Origin of the sequence: Opitutus terrae PB90-1, from assembly GCF_000019965.1 — a bacterium.
Taxonomy (GTDB): Bacteria; Verrucomicrobiota; Verrucomicrobiia; order Opitutales; family Opitutaceae; genus Opitutus; species Opitutus terrae.
On sequence record NC_010571.1, the window covers coordinates 5,300,796 to 5,319,332 of the forward strand.

General features: G+C 65.7%; 17 protein-coding genes. 7 read left to right on the plus strand and 10 right to left on the minus strand.

The genetic code is table 11. The features are described from left to right. Nucleotides 1-56 precede the first annotated feature (56 nt). The gene (locus tag OTER_RS20655) at nucleotides 57-1,133 is read left to right on the plus strand and encodes an ABC transporter substrate-binding protein (RefSeq protein WP_158305496.1); all 1,077 of its coding nucleotides are present in this window, start codon (nucleotides 57-59) and stop codon (nucleotides 1,131-1,133) included. Nucleotides 1,134-1,594: 461 nt separating this feature from the next. Continuing rightward, the gene (locus tag OTER_RS20660; RefSeq protein ID WP_012376894.1) at nucleotides 1,595-2,110 is read left to right on the plus strand and encodes a chemotaxis protein CheX; all 516 of its coding nucleotides are present in this window, start codon (nucleotides 1,595-1,597) and stop codon (nucleotides 2,108-2,110) included. Nucleotides 2,111-2,150: 40 nt separating this feature from the next. Here the strand turns inward: OTER_RS20660 and OTER_RS26305 are convergent, their stop codons facing one another. Continuing rightward, a complete protein-coding gene (locus OTER_RS26305; protein WP_158305497.1) occupies nucleotides 2,151-2,309 on the minus strand; it encodes a hypothetical protein in 159 nt (52 codons plus the stop codon). A 9-nt stretch (nucleotides 2,310-2,318) separates the two neighbouring features. Here OTER_RS26305 and OTER_RS26745 point away from each other — a divergent pair, with 9 nt between their 5' ends. Both OTER_RS26745 and OTER_RS20670 read left to right on the plus strand, forming a co-directional pair. Then, complete coding sequence (locus OTER_RS26745) at nucleotides 2,319-2,723, plus strand: hypothetical protein (protein WP_148218198.1); 405 nt, start codon at nucleotides 2,319-2,321, stop codon at nucleotides 2,721-2,723. Between the two features lie 134 nt (nucleotides 2,724-2,857). After that, on the plus strand, nucleotides 2,858-6,295 hold the full coding sequence (locus OTER_RS20670; protein WP_012376896.1) for a PPi-type phosphoenolpyruvate carboxykinase family protein: 3,438 nt from the start codon (nucleotides 2,858-2,860) through the stop codon (nucleotides 6,293-6,295). A 139-nt stretch (nucleotides 6,296-6,434) separates the two neighbouring features. On the opposite strand, the gene OTER_RS20675 is transcribed toward OTER_RS20670, so the two are convergent. Together OTER_RS20675 and OTER_RS20680 are read right to left on the minus strand one after the other, a co-directional pair. Beyond that, nucleotides 6,435-7,622: an SMP-30/gluconolactonase/LRE family protein gene (locus tag OTER_RS20675; protein ID WP_083767805.1), complete on the minus strand. Its 1,188-nt coding sequence runs from the start codon at nucleotides 7,620-7,622 to the stop codon at nucleotides 6,435-6,437. A gap of 145 nt (nucleotides 7,623-7,767) precedes the next feature. Next, complete coding sequence (locus tag OTER_RS20680; protein WP_148218199.1) at nucleotides 7,768-8,232, minus strand: hypothetical protein; 465 nt, start codon at nucleotides 8,230-8,232, stop codon at nucleotides 7,768-7,770. Between the two features lie 196 nt (nucleotides 8,233-8,428). Here OTER_RS20680 and OTER_RS20685 point away from each other — a divergent pair, with 196 nt between their 5' ends. After that, nucleotides 8,429-9,376: a bile acid:sodium symporter family protein gene (locus OTER_RS20685; RefSeq protein ID WP_012376899.1), complete on the plus strand. Its 948-nt coding sequence runs from the start codon at nucleotides 8,429-8,431 to the stop codon at nucleotides 9,374-9,376. Between the two features lie 159 nt (nucleotides 9,377-9,535). Here OTER_RS20685 and OTER_RS20690 read toward each other — a convergent pair whose 3' ends face one another. After that, complete coding sequence (locus OTER_RS20690; protein WP_012376900.1) at nucleotides 9,536-10,996, minus strand: SLC5 family protein; 1,461 nt, start codon at nucleotides 10,994-10,996, stop codon at nucleotides 9,536-9,538. A 183-nt stretch (nucleotides 10,997-11,179) separates the two neighbouring features. Between OTER_RS20690 and OTER_RS24580 the strand changes: the two genes are divergently transcribed. Then, nucleotides 11,180-12,748: a methyl-accepting chemotaxis protein gene (locus OTER_RS24580; protein ID WP_012376901.1), complete on the plus strand. Its 1,569-nt coding sequence runs from the start codon at nucleotides 11,180-11,182 to the stop codon at nucleotides 12,746-12,748. Nucleotides 12,749-12,843: 95 nt separating this feature from the next. Here OTER_RS24580 and OTER_RS24585 read toward each other — a convergent pair whose 3' ends face one another. The 5 genes from OTER_RS24585 to OTER_RS20725 form a co-directional block, all read right to left on the minus strand. Continuing rightward, on the minus strand, nucleotides 12,844-13,548 hold the full coding sequence (locus tag OTER_RS24585; protein WP_012376902.1) for an energy transducer TonB: 705 nt from the start codon (nucleotides 13,546-13,548) through the stop codon (nucleotides 12,844-12,846). Nucleotides 13,549-13,679: 131 nt separating this feature from the next. Next, nucleotides 13,680-14,111 (minus strand): DoxX family protein, encoded by a 432-nt coding sequence (locus tag OTER_RS20710; protein ID WP_012376903.1) that lies wholly within the window; start codon nucleotides 14,109-14,111, stop codon nucleotides 13,680-13,682. Between the two features lie 221 nt (nucleotides 14,112-14,332). Then, nucleotides 14,333-15,157 carry a VOC family protein gene (locus OTER_RS24590; protein WP_012376904.1) on the minus strand — a complete coding sequence of 275 codons (825 nt, stop codon included), beginning with the start codon at nucleotides 15,155-15,157 and terminating at the stop codon, nucleotides 14,333-14,335. Between the two features lie 113 nt (nucleotides 15,158-15,270). After that, a complete protein-coding gene (locus OTER_RS20720; RefSeq protein WP_012376905.1) occupies nucleotides 15,271-15,663 on the minus strand; it encodes a VOC family protein in 393 nt (130 codons plus the stop codon). Nucleotides 15,664-15,749: 86 nt separating this feature from the next. Next, on the minus strand, nucleotides 15,750-16,700 hold the full coding sequence (locus tag OTER_RS20725; protein WP_012376906.1) for a helix-turn-helix transcriptional regulator: 951 nt from the start codon (nucleotides 16,698-16,700) through the stop codon (nucleotides 15,750-15,752). Nucleotides 16,701-17,061: 361 nt separating this feature from the next. Between OTER_RS20725 and OTER_RS20730 the strand changes: the two genes are divergently transcribed. Continuing rightward, on the plus strand, nucleotides 17,062-17,640 hold the full coding sequence (locus OTER_RS20730; RefSeq protein ID WP_012376907.1) for a DNA-3-methyladenine glycosylase I: 579 nt from the start codon (nucleotides 17,062-17,064) through the stop codon (nucleotides 17,638-17,640). A gap of 120 nt (nucleotides 17,641-17,760) precedes the next feature. On the opposite strand, the gene OTER_RS20735 is transcribed toward OTER_RS20730, so the two are convergent. Next, a complete protein-coding gene (locus OTER_RS20735) occupies nucleotides 17,761-18,489 on the minus strand; it encodes a hypothetical protein (RefSeq protein WP_012376908.1) in 729 nt (242 codons plus the stop codon). Nucleotides 18,490-18,537: the final 48 nt, after the last annotated feature.

Consider the following 18,537-nt stretch of genomic DNA (forward strand, 5'->3'; position numbering starts at 1 on the left):
CAACCTGTTACCGTGTTCCACTCGTCGCGCTCCGCGTCCCACCGCATGCTGGCATCGTGAATCCCGCTTCACGTCTCGCCGGCGCAGGCCGGCCCGCTCTGCTGCTCGCGCTCGGCGTTCTGGCGCTGGCGCTCCACCCAGCGGTCGCGCGACCGTTGCGCGTAGCCTACACGCACTCGTTCGTCTGCGTTCCGCTGGGCATCGCCGAAATGCAGGGCTTCTGGCAGGAGGCCGGACTCCAGGTCGAATTGCGCGGATACCAGACCAGCGTCGAGGTGGTGTCGGCGCTCCGCTCGGCGGAGGTGGATCTCGCTTTCGACCAGATCGCGACTTGGGTCGACGAAGCGGAGGCCGGAACGCCGCTGGTGATTCTCGGTGAAACCGACTGGTCGCTCGGCGGCGACAAGCTCCTGCTGCGTGACGGCGCCGATCTGCGCAATCTCCGCGGCCGGCCCATTGCCGTCTGCCTGCGCGGCAGCGGGCAAATGCTGTTCCTGCGCGAGGCGCTCAACCGCGCGAATCTGAGTCTTTCCGAATTTCCGCTCGCCGAGGTGCCCGAACAGGAGAAAGCGCTGCAGTTGTTCGCAGAGGGAAAGCTCCACGCGGTCGTCTGCAACGATCCCTGGGCTTCCCGGCTCGAGCGTTCTGGAGCCCACACGCTGGCCACCACCGCGGACATTCCCGGCATCGCCCCGGAAGGCTTCGCCGCCCGTCGCGGGCAGGTGGACGACGCCACGTTGCAGCGTTTCTTCGCCGTCTGGTTCCGCGCTGTCGCGTTCCTGCACGATCCGGCAAACGCCGGTGTCGTCGCCGAAACCGCCTCCGTTTATTCGTTCGCGGGCAGCGAGACCATCACCGCGGCCGATGTCGAGCGCTACGCGAGAACAATGCCCGTGCACGACGCCGCCACCTCGCTGCGCCAGAACGATCTCGAGTCCGGCAACGTCCGCCAGCTGATCCAACGGCTCCGCGTGCTCCTGCGGTTGCAAGGCCGGCAAGTCACCGAGTCGGACCTCGCCGCTCACTTTCACCTCGAGCCGGTGCGGGCGACCGCGAGGTCGACCGCCGACGCCGGGACCATCGCTGCCGGCGCCGGGACTTCTCGGAGTTCCCCACTCGTCACCGACCGGTAACGAGGGCACGGACCAACCCTGACGGTTCAGCCACCGTCCTCCTCTTGTTTTTCCTCATTCGGCCGATATCGGTGTGACTTGGGTACCGCGGCCTGTGTGCGGCGCGGCCCGACGATGTCTTCTGACGATCCCATTCTCGCCCGCCAGTTACCGGTCATCCAAAAGATCATCGAGGACGAGACTTGGCTGGAAGGTGAACGTCGGCGATGTCCCGTTGATTCACGGGATCCCGTGGTCCGCGACCGCGTCTGCGAAATTATCCTCCGGACGGGACGGCAGTTACGGGAGTCGCTCACCCGGCAGGGCGTCTGATTGCCACCGCAGTCTGGAGGCGCGACGTGGTGGCTTCGCCCGGACCGGGCCCGGTTGGACGACCGCGGAGGCGATTGCCGTTCCACATCTGCAAAAAGCAGCTTCAGAAAACCCCGTTTCAGCCCGAATTATGAGTGCCTTATTGCGTCATGCCCGCCGCCAAATCCCAGATCACGGAAGAACTGATCCAAGACTGCATCGTTAAAGCGGTGCAAAGCGTTTTCCGCACGATGTTGCACCGCCAAGCGGCGCTCGTGAAACGCTTGGAAACGAGCGCGCATCCTCCCGCCTACCAAGCGCCGCAAATCCTCGCCAGCGTCGGTTTCATCGGCGCCGTCGACGGTTTGATCTACCTCTGCCTCTCGGATGGTTACGCCAAGACGATCAGCAGTTCGCTGCTCGGCATGAGCCTGGCCGAGGTCGAGGAGGCCGGACACGAGGTGGTGAACGATGCCTTGGGTGAAATCACCAACATGACGGTGGGCGGGTTCAAAAACACGCTCTGCGACGTCGGCTATCCCTGCAAACTCACGCTGCCGGCCATTGTCCGCGGCGAAAATCTCACGATCGCGAACGTCAAGGGGGCCACTCGCCACATTTTCTACTTCGATTGCGAAGGCCACCAGTTCGTGGCGGACATTCAGATCAAGGTGGACGCCGCCTGACCGGCGCCCCGACGCTCGCACCCAAGCGATCGAAATCCGGCTAGCCCACCGCGCCGATCTGCCCGCGCAGTTCGTCGGCGCACTCATGGCAGATTCCGTGCGTGATGCGCGGTAGCCGCTCGCGCTCCAGCAGGCGCATCTCGCGGACGCCTTCCTCGATCTCAGCCCACGGCCGCTGGGCAACACGACGCGTTGGCACCAACTGCACATGCGCACGAGCCGTTCGTCGCGTGGTGCGCCGTCTTCCAGCAGCTTCACCGCCGGCCGATCCTCCGCACGCAACAACACGGAAGTGAATTCGACGGCGCCGCCGCCCGCGGACGTGATGGCCATTTCAAATCATCGCCGCTGCCGGGCCGTGTCACACCGGTACGTGAATCCGCACCGCGCCTCGCGTGCGGGCCTGCTTTACCAGCGTCCGATAGAGCTCGATCATGGTCGGGTCCTGCATGCAGCTCCACAACTCTCGCCCGAGCATTCCATCCCAGCCTCCGCCCGTCTCATTCCGTTGCCAACCGTCGGTCAAAGCCGCGATCCGATCCTGTGCATCGAACCGATGTCGCACGGAGACCATGCGGCGATGCTGGCGGCAACTCGCTGGCCGGCAAGGTGACAGACGCCCTCCGCCTGCAACTCGGTGGCGGCCGATCCCGCCGAGCGCACCCGCTCGGGCTGCTCGCGCTTCATCGTTCTGGAGTTGCGGCAAGTCGACACCGACCTTTGCTGTCAACTTTGAGCACTCCCGACATGCCTGCCACACCGACGCCCTCCCACCAGCAGTTGCTTGCTTATGTGAATCTGAAGCTGCGCGAGCTTTCCCAACCGGGCGTGCCGGTGGCGGATAACGGCCTCGGCGATTTGGTGGGCAATCTGCTGGCGGTTTCACGGGAACGCAGTCGCGCGCTGGCCCGGCACCTCGCGCCCGTCGACCAACGCATCCAGAATTTCCTGTTCGATTATCTCGAAAGCCACGTGGAGACGCCGCGGCTGCCGGCGACCACGTTGATTCTGGACCGGCAGGGGATCGCGCGCACCATCTCACTGCCGGTCTCGCGCGACGATCACCAAAGCCCGATCCTCACCTCGCGCCGCGTACGCCAGGGCGTGCTGCACAACCCACGTGCCGACCGCCGTACCACGCAGGGAATTTTTCACGTCGCCGAGGGCGGACTGCCGGTGCCGGCGGACAAAAAAGCCGTGCCGGTCGCGGTTTTCGGCCGGTTGCTCAAGGTCGCGCTGCATCCGCCCGCCGAGTTCCTGCGGTTGCCATTCACCGCCGGCGAACCGGAACAGGCCGAATGCTTCGTGTCCCTGCACCTCCGCCCGACCGTCGTGCCCGCCGTCCCGGGATTCACGCCGCAGCGCGCGATGGAGACGCGGTTTTTCGTCCCTGGCAGCCTCGTAGCCAACCTCGACTTCGTCGAGAGCATCTTCGGCAACGCGGGCGATCCGAATCTCCCCGAGAATGATGCCGCGCTCGATCCGGAACGGTGGACCGGCCACACCGGCTGCGTCATTCTCGCGCCGCATCTGAACCAGCTGCGCAAATCGGATCTGGGTTTGCCGCCGTGGGATCAGGCCACCGAACGGCAGCGCCGCGAGGGCATGTGCTGGAAATCGCCCGACGAGCTCTACAACGACGGCGGTGCTTTCAAGATCACCGCCCGCAACGCCTCCGGCGTGATCGTCACGGTCATCTCCGACAACTATTTTGGCTACTGCAAGAAGGAGGTGAAGACCCAGATCAGCTTCGCCGCCAATCTGCTCGGCCGCGCCGAGGAGGAACACGCCGGCGGCGCGATCGTGTTCCCGAGCTACGACCTCGGCGAAGATTTTCAACTCAGCACGTATGTGCCGGTCGTCGATCACACCTTTGCCGCCGCGCTCGCGCTGCTGGGCAATCGCGTGGAGTTGCAGCCGGACGGCTGGGCGAAGGACCGCACCAATCCGACGATCTGCTACGTGCCCGAGGACTCGCGCTTTGACCTGCGCACGCAGCGCATCAGCTGGTCCGATGGGCGCGGCGGTTCGCGCACGCTGAAGCTCCTGCCCGATTTCACCTACGTGCTGCCCTCGGGCTACAAGGTCGAGATGCTCAAGCCCGACCGCGGCCGCCGCTGGCGGCTGCGCGGCACCACCGCGGAAGGCGTGCTCTGCCACAAGCCGTGCACCGTCTCCGGCGGCGGCAAGTCGGAGATCTCGAAGTCGATCGCCGACGCGACGTTCAACGGACCGGTTTTCGTCAACGACCTCGCGCACGATCTCGACACCGTGGACTCGATTCTCCGGCGCAATTACGGCGATCGCTTCCGTGATCCGTCACGCAAGCGCCCCGATGGCCGGCCGCTGCTGAGCCCCGAGCGCTCGCTCGGCTCGGTCGTGAAACTGCTCAGCCAGAGCCCCGACTACACCGACGCCTACAACGAGTGGGTCGGCACGATCCCCGGCTACATCCGCGACTTCGTGCTGATCGTGAAGCGCGCGCACAAGCCGGAATGGGGCGACGACTGGCGCAGCCATTTCAGCGTAGACACGATCAACGCCCGCCCGGGCAACGAACTGAAGTTCGAGCGGCAGCGATTGCTCACGCACTACCTGCGCGTCGGCTTCATGCGCGACGGCGGCTGGCGGACCTTCACACTGCGCAAGGACTTCATCCCCGCGGAAAAGATTCAGGCCGAGGACGACATCACCGCGTCGATCGTCGCCCCCCGCGACCGCGTGCAGGGAATCCCGGCGACCGCGACCGCGCCGTCGCTGAAGCTCGTCCACAACTGCGAGGAGCGGCTGTTCCAGCGGCCGGACGACGCGATCATCCGCGGCTACGACAAGCACACCGAGCGAGACTTCAGCCGAACCGGCAACTTTTTCTCGAACTACGAACCACTCGATCGCGCCTTCGCAAAATCCGTCGTCGAAGACACGCTGGCATTCGAGGACTTCACGGCGCCGATCCGCCGGATCTTTCACGATTTTCTCGAGCAGCCCGGACCGGACTACCTCGTTTCGCCCGCGCATCCGCGCCTGGTCGACGGCAAGCCATCCAAGAATCCGCGCTATCTGCAGCGCCGGCCCGATCTCGAGGATCCGCGCGCGACCTACCTCGCGCAAATGGGTGCGAGGCTCTACCGCCGGATCCCCGCCGATCAGCCCGTGACGTTTCCCGTCGGCGCCGTGTTGATGGGCCGGCGGCTGAACCCGCCCGAGCCCGGCGTGCTGCCGCTCTGCGTTTACGGCCCGATTCACTATCAGGAGTTGCCGGAAGCGTTCATGGACCTGATTTCGAGCCTCACCGGCAAGTCACCCTCGACCACGGGCGCGGGCTCCGAGGGCGCGCTCACCAAAGGCCCGTTCAATGCGCTCCCCCCGATCTTTGATCTCAACGCGGCGCTCGTGTCCTACGCGCTGACCGGTCTGCCGGTGTTCTCCACCGCCGCCGGCTGGGTCGGACCGCATCTGCGCGTCGACCACGACGTCAGCCTGCTCGTCCCGGAGATCTGGGCGCGCATGTCGCCAGCGGAACGCGACCCGCAATATCTGATCGAGCACGGTTATCTCGAGCGGTGCACCGATTTTGAACACGCCGGCCAACGGGTGCTCGCGAGTCGGCTGGGCTGGCGGATCACCGGCCGGTTCGTGCAGGCGTTCTGCGGGCGCGTGCTGGGCAATCCCAGCACGGTCTTCGAGGAGCGCTTTCTCCGGCCGGAGCAACAGGACCGCGACATCTTCGTCGCCGGCGTGAGCAACATCGTCGAAGCGATGCGCACGGCCGCGGAGCGTTACTTCACCGACGGCTCGATCGAGCAGGCTTGTCCGCCGCTGCGCGCGCTGCTGCACCTCATGCGCGACGGCACGTGGGAAGGGCGCGACGTCGAGGATCCGGTGGTGCGCGCGCTCTTCACGCGTGAATCGGTGCTGGCGAGCGACTGGTATCGCGCGCGGCTCGAGGCGCAGCGCAGCGTCGATGCGAACCTCTGGGAACGCCACGCACGCTACCTCGAACGTTTCCTGAAGCGCCGCAACTACGCCGCGGTCGCCGCTGAGCTGGATGTGCGCGGCAAGTTCGAGCGCGTGTCCGCGCTCGCGCGGGCCGCACAGGATCCGGCGTATGTGGACGGCCTTGTCGGCACGCTCGGCGTCGATCCCTTCCTCGCCGCCGAGCTAGCGAAGTTCCCGCCGCAGTAGCGCGCGGCTGCTGTGTGGGAGCGCGGCCGTCCAAGCCGCACTGAGCGGGCAGAATGACCGCGCTCCCACGCAAGCGGCATTCGCGGCGTCGGTGGGCGCGCGGGTCTTGCCCACTTACTCGGCAAGCGTGCTTTCCTAGTCATTCCGCCAGCGGGCCCGTGGCGACCTCCTCGCGTGGTACCCGGAACACTCGATACGGTTCCTCCACCCGCGAGGCTCCCCGGTTGAACTTCGGCGTGAGATGAATCTGCGACGTCGTCACGTAGAGCGCTCCGTCCGGACCAAACGCCACGCTGTCCGGCCACTTCAGCCGCTCATCCCGCACCAGCACCTCCGACTGCTGTGTCGCCGGATCGTAGCGCATCACCGCGTCGCGTTCGATCGCGGTGACATAGATTCGGCCATCGTGAAACGCCAGCCCGTCCGAAGCACCCACTTGTCCGACCCGCTCGACGCGGTTCGAAAGATCGACGTCGCTCCGCAAACTGGCTTCAAAATCGTCCAGCGGCACGCGGTAGAGCATCCGGCCGGTCAGCGCCTTGTAGTAGAGCCAGCGGCCCTCCGGATCGAGCGCGATGCCGTCCGAGGCGATCGCGAGCGGTTGCTGTTTTTCCGGATCAATAAGCGCCGTGCCGTCCACGGTGAGCTGCAGATTCGGCTCCGGCTTCACCGACGGATCGTTTTCCAGCACGCGCTTCGCCTGTTCGTTCGCAAGATCGACCATCAGGATCGCACCGAGATTCGAGTCGGTCAGAAACGCGAAGTTGTTCTGCAAATCGATCCGCACGTCGTTCAGGTAGCTTTGCGCCGGCGCAAGACTGCGATCGAAATGGATCACCTGCGCCACCTGATTGCTCGCGAGGTTGACCTTCACGAGCTTCGCGCCGCCTTCCACCACACCGGTCTGCTTTGGCGAACCGGCGTCCACGATCCAGAGAGTGTCGGTCTCGTCGACGAACACGCTCTGCACGCACACGAACCGCTCCGCCTCCGGCCCGGTTTTCCGATTCCAATCGGTGTTGGGATATGGCTGCTGCACGCCGTCCGGTCGAACCTCCACCACGGAGACGGTATGCCCGTCGGACCAATACGGGAAATTGGCAAACACCCGGCCGGCGCGCGACACCGCCACGCCGGTCACCTGCTGGTGCGGAAACTCTGCCACCACGTCCAGTGGCGACGAGGCGGTCACCGTTAGCGGAGCCACTGCGCCGTCCCGCTGCGCCGAGGCGCAACCGCCCAGAATCAGTGCCCCGACTCCGAGCGCCACGCCACCGACGAACCAACGATTCATCACGCACGCGTTCATCGCGCGGAATCTATTCATCAACCCGCGCGGCCACTATCCTCCAGATCCCGGCGCCCCGCATCCGGATGCGTCGGGTGGCCGGCTTTCGGGCGTCCGAGCCTGCCGCCCCGTCGTACGTTCGGCGACGTCGGTGCCCCGCCTGGAGAAGGGGTACTCGCGGGCCCTAGTCGAATGACCGCTCGACCTCGCGGGTCTGCTTCGCGACCTGCATCCGGCCTTCGATCATCAAGACCCACGTGACTTGATAGGTCGTGATTCGCTCCTGGCGCGTAACCGGGTCGATGGCCACACCCTCCCCACTCGGTCCGGGCCCCTGAAATGCCGGGCGCTCCACCACGTGCGTCGCCGTTTCACGCGACGTGCGCGCCAGCACGCGCCGATAAATCCACGCTTCCGCCTTTGCGTTGGGATTCTTGATCGGCCGGATCTCGTCCGGCTTGCCGGCGATCTTCAGCACCTGTTCCGCGGTCATCCCCTTGGCGAGTGCCGGCTTGTCGGACTTTGCCTTCGCCTGTCCGGCTGGCGGCTGGGCGTCCTTCGGCGCCGGCTGTGCTGCCCATCCGGCGGCCACGCCACAAGCCGAGAGCAGCCCACAGGTGAGGAGTGCGGAAAGCGAGCGTAGGAGCATACCGTTGGTTAACACCCCGAATGGCGGCGTCACGCCGGAAAATCTCCCCGGAGCGAGTCTGTTTCTCGCATCGACGCGCAGTGGCCCGCCCTCGACCGCATCCATCACTCGGACCACAGGCGGTTGGCTCACGAGCCCGTGACGCATTCCGCCCTCGCGTTTGCGTTGCGCTTCCGGCTGGCTGACAGGCATCTCGATGACGCGTCTCCTCGGCTCGCTCACCAACGCCTTTCCCGTCTGGGTCGTCGCACTGTCGGTCGTCGCGTTGTTCGAGCCCGGCTGGTTCACCTGGTTTAGCGGTCCGTGGATCGTGTGGGGGCTCGCCGTGATCATGCTCGGTATGGGCCTGACGCTGAAGCTCGACGATTTCCGGGCGATCGGCCGGATGCCCAAGGCCGTGGCGCTCGGATTCATCGCGCAATACACGATCATGCCGCTGCTGGGGTGGGCGTTTGCGCATCTTTACGGACTCGAGCGGCCGTTCGCGGTGGGGCTGATCCTCGTGGCCTGCTGTCCGGGAGGCACCGCTTCGAATGTCGTGACCTATCTCGCCCGCGCCAACGTCTGCCTCTCGGTCGTGATGACGATGTGCTCGACGTTCGCCGCGGTGGTGATGACCCCGCTGCTGACCTCCGTGCTGGCGGGCACGTTCGTGCATGTGGACGCGTGGGGTTTGTTTCGCAGCACGTTCCAGGTGGTCGTCCTGCCGCTGGTGATCGGCGTCGTCGCCAATCGCATGGCGCCACAACTGATGCGGCGCGCGCAACTCGGGCTGCCGCTGCTCTCCGTTCTCACGATTGCGTTGATCTGCGCCAGCATCATCGGAGGCAGCGCCGAGGCGATCCGCGGTTCCGCGCTCCGGCTGCTGGCGGCCGTGTTCAGCCTGCACGCCGGCGGATTCGCGATCGGCTACGTGGCGGCCCGGCTCGCGCGCTGGGACAAGATCGTCGCCCGCACCGTTTCGATCGAGGTGGGCATGCAGAACTCAGGCCTCGGCGTCGTGCTCGCGCGCAGCCATTTCGCCGACCCGCTCACGGCCGTGCCGTGCGCCATCTCGAGCGTGTTTCACTCGGTGATCGGAAGCCTGCTCGCCGGCTGGTGGCGCTGGCGCGACCGGCCGAGAAATGGCGGCGCGCGAGCGTAGAGGCTGCCAGATTCTTTCGAACCACCGTCTCAGAGGTAGGCGGGCATTCCGCTGCCCGCCGGGAGCTCGCCTGACCTTCGCGGCGCTCAGGGTGTGAGCGCCCTACCTTGATTTACCTGTGATCGAAGAGCGTGACCGCCGCGAGGTGCAGCGGCGCACTCAGCTGTCGCGCCGCAGTATCGCCATGATGTCCCGACGCCGCTCCGCCGAACCGAGTTCGAATTCGGCGCGCCGTCCGAACACCGCACGGTTCACCAGCAGGGCAAAGCCCACGCACGCCCAGACCGTGATAAACATCAGGTGCAGGAAATGCATCGGCGTCCAAACGAAGGTGAACACGCCATACAGCGTCGCCCCGAACACCAGCGTCGCGATCACCGCGCGGCCATCGACGTTGCGGAAAAGCAGGCCGGTAATAAACGCCGACAAGATCGGCATGCTGAGCAAGCCCAGCAGTTGCTGGATCAGCTGGATGATGCTTTCCGCGCCGACGTAGAGCGGCACCAGCACGATGGAAAGCACGGTGAAGCCCGCCTGCAGCCACGCGCTCATCCGCGGCACATTGGGCTTGGGGTTCACGTATTGCTGATGCAGGTCGCAGACGTAGAGCGCGGCGGACGAGTTGAGCACCGCGTTGTAGCTGGTGACCACCGCGGCGACCATGCCCGCGGCAAACGCACCCTGCAGATACTGCGGCAACACCTCCGCGACGATCCGGCCGTAAGTCGCGTCGCCCAGCTTGCCGAACAGCTTGAACGCGCAGATCCCCGGCACCACGACCATCGGCGGCACGATCAGCAGCCGGATCACCGCGGCGGCATAGATGCCTTTCTGCGCCTCGCGAATGGAGGGCGCCGCGAGCGCACGCTGCGTGATTGTCTGGTTCGTGCTCCAATAGAACAGCTGCGTGTAGATCATGCCGGTGAGCAGCGTGGACCACGGCAGCACCGAGTCCGGTCCCCCAAACAGCGCCAACCGCTCAGGGGGTACGCCCGACCAGTTCCAGCCGACGCGGTTGAGCGCAAACACCGCCACCAGCACGGCCATGCCGAGCACGATGAAGCCGCTGTAGGTGTCGGACACCGCCACCGCGCGCAGCCCTCCGAGCACGGCATACGCCGCACCGAGCACGGCGATCCCGGTGGCGAGCACCATCAGCGGCACGTCCAGCCCAAACATCGATTTGATCACGAGCGAGCTGGTGTAGAGCATCACCGGCAGAAACAGCAGCAGGTTCCCCAGCAGGAAGAGCGTCGCGACCGTCGCGCGGATGTGCTTGTCCTGATAACGCCGCTCCAGCAACTCCGTGACCGTCGTGCAGCCGTAGCGGTAGTAGATCGGAACAAAGATCTTCGCCAGCAAGACGAGCCCCGCGACGCCGGCGAGCTCCCACCAGACGATCAACAGCATCTGGTTGCCGTTCCAGCCGACCAGCGTGTCGGTGCTGATATTCGTCAACGTGATGGAGCCCGCGATGTAGATCCAGCTCAGCGCCCCGCCGGCCAGGAAATATTCGCGCGATTCCTTGATCCGCTTCTCCTTGCGGCACGTGAGGTAAGTGAGCACGGCGACGAGCGCCGTGAGCGCGGCGAAAACAGCGATTTGAGCAACAGCATTCATGGGGCGGGGAACGAAAAGCGCGAAAGCCCGGGAGCCTGCGAAGCACCGCCAGCCCCGCAAGGGCCCGTCGATCGGACTGTCCCCGCGTCGTGCCAGGGAGGGACGGCCGCGCGCCGTTGGGTAGAGTTCCCCACAACTTGGCGCTTAGCTCGCGTTGGATTCGGGCGATATGGGAACAGCCTCATGAAGCACGCCACGATCGGCCAACGTATTGCCCTGGGTTTCGCCGCATTGATCGCCATCGTCGCGATCATCGGCGCCATCGCGCTCACCCGCATCAGCCGGATCCAAGCGGCGACGCAGGAGGTCGTCGACCAATCGCTGCCCGCCATCGTGCTGCTCGAGCAGATCGAGGCGCTCGTGAAGGAAAACTTCATCAACGCCACGCAGCACGTGATCTCCGGCGACACGGACCGCATGCGCGCCATCGAGGCGGAAATGGACGCAAAGTCCACGAAGCTCACCGACCTCTACGGCGAGTTGGAAAAGCTGCTGGTCGGCGCCGAGGAGCAGAAGCTTTACAGCACCGTAAAATCCAACCGCCCGCCCTACCGCGATGCGCGCGTGCGCTTGCTCGAACTCAGTCGCGCGAAGCAGAAAACGGAAGCCCAGCAGGCGCTCGAACAACAGCTCTACCAAGTCTACGGCACCTATATCACGTCGTTGCAGGCGATGGTCGAACACAACCGCGTCGCCAGCGTCGAGGCGGGGGCCAGCGCGCAGGCGGCGATCCGCGTGGCGCGGCTGGCCCTGATCTTCGGCGTCATCACCGCGCTGCTGATGGCAGCCGTCACCGCCTGGTGGATCACCCGCGGAGCGAATCGCGCGCTGCACTCGATCTCCGGTGAACTCGCCGAGGGCTCACATCAGCTCTCGAGCGCCGCGACGTCGATCAGTTCGTCCAGCCAATCGCTGGCGCAGGGCGCCAACGAGCAGGCGGCCTCGATCGAGGAAGCCAGCGCCGCCCTGGCCGAGGTGGCCAGCATGACGAAACGCAACGCCGAACACGCCAGCCGCGGCAAGGAACTCGCCAATCACACCCGCAGCGCCGCCGAGACTGGCACGGCCGACATGCAGAAGATGACGGGCGCGATGGACGCCATCAAGGGCTCCAGTGACAACATCGCGAAAATCATCAAGACGATCGACGAGATTGCCTTTCAGACGAACATCCTCGCGCTCAACGCCGCGGTCGAAGCCGCGCGCGCGGGCGAAGCGGGCATGGGCTTCGCCGTCGTCGCCGAGGAGGTGCGCTCGCTCGCGCAACGCAGCGCCGCCGCCGCGCACGAAACCGCGGAGAGCATCCGCGACTCGATTCAAAAGAGCGAAAACGGCGTCGCCCTCAGCCGGCGCGTCGCCGCGGGGCTCGACGAGATCGCCGGCCGCGTCCGCGAGGTGGATCAGTTGATCACCGAGATCGCGAACGCCTCGCACGAACAGAATCAGGGCATTTCCCAGGTACTCGAAACCGTCAGCCAGATGGACCAGGTCACGCAAACCACGGCCGCGAACGCGCAGCAGTGTGCGGCCGCATCCGAAGAGCTGAGCGCCCAGGCGGTTTTCGTCGATTCCGTCGTGGACAAATTGCAGCAGCTCGTCACCCGCGCGCGTTCCGCGGGTTCGTCCGCGGCGCTCGCGAGCGCGCCCTCGGCGGCGGAGCTCGAGACGGAGATCGCCGAAGAGGAGCCGACGCGAAACGCGCCCGCAGTCCGGCCGCCGCGACCGCGGCGCAACGCCCTCGCCCGCCGCTGAGCGGCCCGATCCCGGCGGGGCGCAGCTCGGCGGTCGCACAAAAAAACCGAGGACCGCTTCCGGTCCCCGGTCCGACTACAAACAGACACCAGATGTTATTTCCCGAAATTGAACTCCTGCCGTGCAGCCACCAGCACCGGCTGACCGCGGGAGGTCGGCGGCTCGAACTTCCACTCGCGCACCGCGGCGATCGCCATCTCTGAGAGATACGGATCCGGACTCTCCTCGATCGACGGCATCCGGACCGCGCCGGTCTCGTCGATGTAGAAGTGCACCTGGACCTTGCCGCGCACGCCTTTTTGCTCGGCGTCCTTGGCATACCGCGGGGCCACCGTCGTCACCCGCGTGGGCGCCGCATCCAGCTTGTTGGTCAACCGGCCGGGCTGGTCCATCCGCAGCCCAAAGAGCCGCTGCATGTGCTGGTCCACGTCCATCATCAACGTGCGGCTGATCACCACGCCTTCCGCGGTGAAGTCGATCGTGATCTCCGTTTGCACGGGCACGGGCTGTCCGTCCCGCGTCGCGGGCGTGATCTTCCAGGACTTCAACGCCTCGATGCAGGGTGACACGAGCGCGCGATGCGAGGAGGCCAGCACCATCCAGTCGGTGATCTGGCCCTGCTCGCTGATGTCGAGCGCAAAGACCACGCGGCCGTGCGTGACGCCTTCCATCAACATCACCGGGCTGAGCTGCGGCTTGGTGGTGGCTTCAATCTTGAGGGGCTGAATTTCTCCCGCCGTGGCGACGCTGCCGAGCGCGCCGATCAGAAACACACATGCGAGCTTGAGAGAGGTTTTCATGATTCAAATGGGGCTGCAGCGCAAAACACCCCACCGCGTCCCACCCCTTCAACTCTTCCACCCCGTGTGCATCCGGCGCGGCGCTACGCCGCGCGGAGAGGCTGGCAGGGCACCTGCGATCGTCCGCGCCGTCAGATTCTCGCCCCGAGCTTCCGGTCCACCGCATACGCCCCCGGGCCGGCCAGGAACACCGTGACAAAACCAGCGAGATACAAATACGCCATCTCGCCGCTGCCCGGGCCGGAAAGCGCACGCCCATGCACGACAAGGAAGGCGACCCCCATCATGATGATCAGCACCAACGCCGCGAACCGCGTCAGCAAGCCGAGCGCGAGCAGCGCCGCGCACACCACCTCTGCGAACACGGCGAGTCCGAGACTGACCGTGGGCCCCATGCCGATCGGATCAGGAAATTTCCCTGCCATGCTGCCAAACCCGGTCAGCTTCGCCCAGCCGTGCAGGGTCAGCAGCGAGAGTCCGAGCCAGAGCCGCAGAACCAGCAGTCCGAGATCCGTGCTGCGCGGGATGAAATTGAGCTGAAGAAAGCGAAGAAGTTTGTTCATTGGGAAATCCGGGCTCGGCCCAACGTGTTGGCCCAACGAGCGCCGTCAAATCGCGCCGCACCCCGCATGCTTTCGCCGTGCTTTGCAGGTAGGGCGCGGATTCTGCCCCGCGCCGCGAGTACCTCTTGTCGTCGCAGCGGTCCTACGGCAGCGGGACGCCCGACGCCAGTGGCCGATCAGGCTCGGTTTCGCTCGCGCCATCCACACGGCGCGCGACGCGTTCACGAAGCGGCGGGCAAAAACGCCGGGGAATTCACCGCGATCGGAATCCGATGCGCGATCGCAATCAACACGCCGTTGGGATCGCGCACCAGGAGTTGCCGATTGCCCCACGGCTTGTCCTCCGCGGGTTCGAAGATTTCCACGCCTTCACGAGCGAGCCGCAGCTGTTCCGCGTCGGCATCGGCGACTTCGACATTGAGCCAGAACCCGTGTCCATTCGTCGCGCCGATCAACTCCGCCGGCATGCCTTCCAACTCCTCCCGCAACAGGCCGAGTTGCGCGCCGCCCGGATGCACGAGGTGCACGTACACATCGTTCTCACACACCGTGCGGAACCCGAGGTGCGTCGTGTAGAAATCCCACGTCTCGTAAAAACGTGCCGTGACCACGCTCGGGTAAAACCCGTTCGGCCCCGGCTGCGGCGCGGCCACCTCGCCGCCGCCGAACCGGGCCCCGAGTCCACGCAGCCCGGCCACGAGCGCGTTGTGATAGCGTTCGCCCACCTCCTCGGACCAACCCGCCGGCAGAAAGTACGAACAGATCACCGCCGCGCCTCCGCCCTGCCGGATCACGCGCAGCGGCACTGGCGCCATCTCGTCAGGTCGTTGTCCGACGAACAGGTCCAGCACGCCGGTGCGCGCATCCGGCACCACGGCCACATAGTCTTCGCCGCCCGGCGTGAGCGCGCGCCAGTGGTGCCCTTCCTGCCGCAGCCGGCGCACCAGCGCCGGCGCCCAACGTGGCAGGTTTCTGATCTCAGCCAGGAACGAATAAACCGCGTCCCGATCCGCGGTGAGGGTCACAGTGGTGGTGCAAGTCTTCATGCAGGAAAGGTGGTTTTCGCGGAGCAGAACACGCGCGTTCGCCGGTCGCCAACGCCCGCGGGCGTCATACTTCGGCGGCAGCGCCCACCGTTTTTGAACCGCACAGCCGGCGCTCAGTGCGGATTGCGCTTGTGCACCGCGAGGCTGTTGCCGTCCGGGTCCAGGCAGACTGCGAGCCGGCACACCGGGCTCGCCGTCGGCGGCACCGTGAACGTCACCCCGGCCTGACGCAGCGCCTCGATTGCCGCATCGAAGTCTTCGACCTCCAATGCGATCGAAGGCCCCTGCGCCGCGGGCTGCCACTCTGCCGCCATGTTCGTGATGGCGAGCGTCCCCGCGCCGATGTCGTATTCGACCCATTGCTTGTCGCCTTCGCCGAAGGTCGCGCCGGGCTTCAGCCCCAGCACGTTTTCATAAAAGACCCGCGCCCGGGCCATGTTCGTCACCGGATAACCGGTGAACGCGATCTCTGTCACTCGAACCGCAGCAGGGGTGGTCGCATTCATCCCGGTGACGTTATCACCTGCTGCTGACAACCCTATGTCAGCAGGGAAACGCCGATGCGCTCAACCTGCCCGCCGCCCCGGCTCGCTCACGCGTCGCCGTACCGCTGCGCCACGGCTTCGGCCTCCTGGCGCACGAGCGCGCGCAGCTTCGCCGGCGAACGCGCCTCGGCTTCGGCGCCGAACGACAAGATCCAGCGCGCGAGCCATTCCAGTGAAAACGTTTTCAACTCCACCTCGGCGCCGGCGCCCTCCGGCCGCAATGCCACGACGCCGTTGTAACTCTCGCGCCGCACGCGATCGAGCGCGTCCTCGGCAAACCAGATCTTCGCCGCGACCCGCTCCCGGTCGTCCATGTTTTGCTCGAGAAACCGCCGCAGCGAAAAATCCGGCCGCGGCGCGAACCGCTCACCCAGCACCTCCAGCGCCCTCACGCGATCGAGCCGGAAATACCTGAGATCTTTCCGCAGCCGGCACCACGCGACGAGATACCAGACGCCGTCGTGATAAGTCACGCCCAGCGGCTCCACGTCGCGTCGCGTTTCCTCGGCCCGCGCCCGACCGCGATAGGTCATCCGCAGCACGCGGGACGACACGATCGCCTGCTCGATGGGGAGCAGCGTTCGTTGATCGATTCCGGTGGACAGCCGCGGCGAACCAAAAATGGCCGTGGCGCGCGTGAGTCGTTCGAGATCGTCCTGCCGCTCGCGCGGGAGTACGGAGCGGATTTTCAACACCGCGGAATCCATCGGCCCGGTCAGCGACGCATCGGCGAACTGTTTCACCATCTCGCCGCCGATGAACAGCGCGATCGCCTCTTCCGCCGTAAACATGACCGGCGGCAGATGGTAGCCCCGCACGAGGCTGTAGCCGACGCCCGCTTCGCCGGCGACCGGCACGCCCGCCTCGCCGAGGGCGGCGACGTCGCGGTAGATTGTGCGGATATTGACCTCGAAGTGCCGCGCCAGCTCCTCGGCTTTCACGACGCGCCGCCCTTGCAGGTACATCACCATCGCAACGAGCCGGTCGGTCCGATTCATGGAACGGCCAGCATGAGTCCCCTCCTGCGCCGCGCCAAATCGTTTTTCCGTCCTGCCCTCCTTCCTGCAAAGAGTAACCTAATAGGTTACTCTTTCTTTTCCTCATCCGTCGCCGTTTCCGCTGTTCCTCCCTCGATGGCAGCCCACCGCCCCGAAGATAGAAAGTAACCTATTAGGTTATTCTTTGGCGCGCGGGAGAAGCGCGACGGAGGATCGAGGGGACGAGCAGCGACCTCGCGAGCGCGGGCGCGGGCGAGAATACCACCGGGCGCCGGGCAGCGAGAACGCTCCTGACACAGGGTTGTCACAACCGTCGGTATGCTGTTCACCATTCCCGCACGGAAACTCATGCTCGTTTGCCATGCCCGCCCCCCGTCCCTGCCCCTGGCCCAAGACTCCGCTCGACCTCAAATATCACGACACCGAGTGGGGCGTGCCGCTGCACGATGATCGCAGACTGTTCGAGTTCCTGATCCTCGAAGGCGCGCAGGCCGGGCTCAGCTGGTCCACGATCCTGGCCAAGCGCGAAAACTATCGGCGCGCGTTCGATGGCTTCGACGCACGGAAGATCGCGCGCTACGATCAACGCAAGATCGACGCGCTGCTCGCCGATGCGGGCATCGTGCGCAACCGGCTGAAGATCGCCGCCACGATCCAAAACGCGAAGGCGTTTCTCGCGGTGCAGCGCGAGTTCGGCAGCTTCGACCGCTACGTGTGGGCCTTCGTGCTCGGGAAACCGATCGTGAATCACCACCGTACCGTGCAAACCGTCCCAGCGCACACGCACGAGAGCGACGCGCTCAGCCGCGATCTGCTCGCGCGTGGATTCAAGTTCGTGGGCACCACGATCTGCTATGCGTTCATGCAGGCCTGCGGGCTGGTCAACGACCATCTCGTCACGTGTCCGCGTCACGCCGCCTGTCAGGCGACGGCACGGTAGCGGCCGAGCCGAACGCCCCGGGCTCCGATTGCCACTCGCATCGACGGGCACACGCCGGTTCCAAGACCGGCGCCAGCCGCGATGGGTTCCTCGGGTGAAGCTGGCAGTTGAGTCCGTCGCTCACAGCTGTGCCACCTCGAGCGTCGCGACGGTCTTCCGGCCGCCGCTCTCACCGCCGCCCGAGCCTTCACTCGACTTTTCATGGCGCAGCGTCACCAGCCGGCCCGCCACACGCCCGAATTCGAAGCGCTCCGATTCCTTTTGCTCGAAACTGATCACGAGCATCGCGCGGCCTTTGATGTGCAGCCGCCGCTCGGCTGCGAGCGGCCAGCCCTCTTCGTCCAGCCACACCGTCGCGTCCGCCGACATCTCCTTGATGTACTTGCGGTCCTTTTCGCTCAGCGGCAGCGTCAGCTTCAGCGCCAGACGGCGCGCCGGCCGCCCCTGCCACGTGTCGCTTTTCTCCTCGGTGACCTCCGCGTTGTTCAACACCTCCATGATCGAGCTGGCGATGTTCAGATAGTCGTAGATTTCCGTCGGCTTCAACCCGTCCATGGCCGCACGCGCACCGCGGCGTCGCTCGTCTTCTTTTTGCCCCGCTTGCATCGCGGGTCGGATCACGTCCCGCGCCCAGCACATCTGAAATCCGTCCGGCCCGTCGGTGGCCACAACGGTCGCCGGTCGCGGCGGCGCCTCGGCGCTCTTCTGTCCGAGCCGGGATGACACATAGGAAACCGTGGCGGTCACTGCAGTGGTATCCGCCGAAGACGACAAGCGTGCTTTCAGATCCGACAACGTGTCAGCGCGCGCGATCGCGCCGGCCAGCAGGAAGGCGAGGGCAAAACGCATAGGTTCACGTGCGACCCGGCGTCGCGGCGCAGGATCCGTCGAAATTTA